Source organism: Pseudomonas sp. C1C7 (assembly GCF_013359595.1).
Lineage (GTDB): Bacteria > Pseudomonadota > Gammaproteobacteria > Pseudomonadales > Pseudomonadaceae > Aquipseudomonas.
Window position 1 is genome coordinate 1 of record NZ_JABFMP010000084.1, and the last position, 1,732, is coordinate 1,732.

Annotated in this window: 3 protein-coding genes; all 3 read right to left on the reverse strand. The window is 42.7% G+C overall.

Features of this window, described 5'->3' with window-relative positions; all coding sequences use genetic code 11:
* Positions 1-93 precede the first annotated feature (93 nt).
* Entirely contained in the window at positions 94-564 is a 471-nt protein-coding gene (locus HNO86_RS30430; protein ID WP_256672848.1) for a hypothetical protein, read from the reverse strand.
* Positions 565-575: 11 nt separating this feature from the next.
* Positions 576-836 carry a hypothetical protein gene (locus HNO86_RS30435; protein WP_256672849.1) on the reverse strand — a complete coding sequence of 87 codons (261 nt, stop codon included), beginning with the start codon at positions 834-836 and terminating at the stop codon, positions 576-578.
* Positions 837-948: 112 nt separating this feature from the next.
* Positions 949-1,695, reverse strand: coding sequence for a hypothetical protein (locus tag HNO86_RS30080; protein WP_175380565.1), 747 nt, complete (start codon positions 1,693-1,695; stop codon positions 949-951).
* Positions 1,696-1,732: the final 37 nt, after the last annotated feature.

A 1,732-nucleotide genomic window follows, 5' to 3' on the forward strand; every position in this document is an offset into this window, starting at 1 on the left:
CTCAGTTAGGGATAAGCAATAAAGGGTGGTCAAGATTTGTTTTCACGCGCGCGGGGCACGTGGAAAATGTATCTGTGCCATTTTCTATGCTGATCAGTTCAGAACATCCACCTTTCCAATGACACAAGGCACACTGGATGGCAGATGGGCTTTGATAAGATTCACTGCTTGTTCTTTTTTTCGGCGTTGAAAGAAAACGTATTGGCTCCCTGAAAGCATGTCGTTTGTGTTTTTTTCCGGAAATTTGAATTCCAGTTCAATCATATGTCTATTTGTCGCAATCGTAATATTCGTCAGTTGGTTCCAGTGTATGAAGTAATGGTGGTATTCAGTGTGCAAACTTTGAAAGCCCTTGGAATTTGCCATGGACAGATACATCAGCCCCGTGCCGCCGGGACCTATCAGTGCACCAATCAGGAAAGTAGGGTCAATGGTTGCTAGGAAGATGAAAATAATTGTTGTGATGCCGGTAAGCCATTTTAAAAATGGTAAAACCCATTTTGGAGGTTGTTTCCATTCGCAGTATTCCACACCGGATTGGGTTATGCGATAAGCATAATTCATTCGTTGATGGGTCATGCTTGAGGTTGTAAGTAGGATAAAGAAAAAAAGAATACGCAGGACAAGGTTCGCCAAGGCTGACTCATTCCTTCGTATACTGCATACATGATAAATGCTCCAGCCATTATCAGTGCCGCCATAAACCAAAACATGCAATTAGCTACAAAGGTGTTGTAGTTGCGTGCTCGGATTGTCCATCCTAATAGCTCCGGTTCGTCAGCATACTTCCATTGGAGTTGCGACGGTAAATCAAGCACTTTGTTGAATTTAAACATTTCGAGGCGCGTCCATTAGCTCAGTTAGGGATAAGCAATAAAGGGTGGTCAAGATATGTTTTCACGCGCGCGGGTCACGTGGAAAATGTATCTGTGCCATTTTCTATGCTGATCAGTTCAGAACATCCACCTTTCCAATGACACAAGGCACACTGGATGGCAGGTGGGCTTTGATAAAATCCACTACTTGTTCTTTTGTTCGGCGTTGAAAGAAAACGTATTGGCTCCCTGAAAGCATGTCGTTTGTGTTTTTTTCCGGAAATTTGAATTCCAGTTCAACCATGTCTCTATTTGTCGCAATCGTAATATTCGTTAGTTGGTTCCAGTGTATGAAGTAATGGTGGTATTCAGTGTGCAAGCTTTGAAAGCCCTTGGAGTTTGCCATGGACAGATACATCAGTCCCATGCCGCCGGGACCTATCAGTGCGCCAATCAGGAAAGTAGGGTCAATGGTTGCCAGGAAGATGAAAATAATTGCTGTGATGCCGGTAAACCACTTCAAGAATGGTAGTACCCATTTAGCTGGTTCTTTCCATTCGCAGTATTCCAATCCGGATTGAGTCAGGCGATAAGCATAATTCATTCGTTGATGGGTCATGCTCAAAACTATTGATATTAAAAAAATAAAATACCCTAAATTAATAAATATCCTCCAAGTATAATTTTCATCGAGGCTGGTCACTGAGTCTACAAAATATGTGGCTAGCGCAGCCAATGCTGACATAAATGCAAACATGCAATTAGCCACAAAAGTATTGTAGTTGCGAGCGCGAATAGTCCACCCCAATAGCTCTGGTTCATCGGCGTACTTCCATTGGAGTTGCGGAGGTAAATCAAGCATTTTGTTGAATTTAAACATTTCGAGGCTCGTCCATTAGCTCAGTTAGGGATAAGCA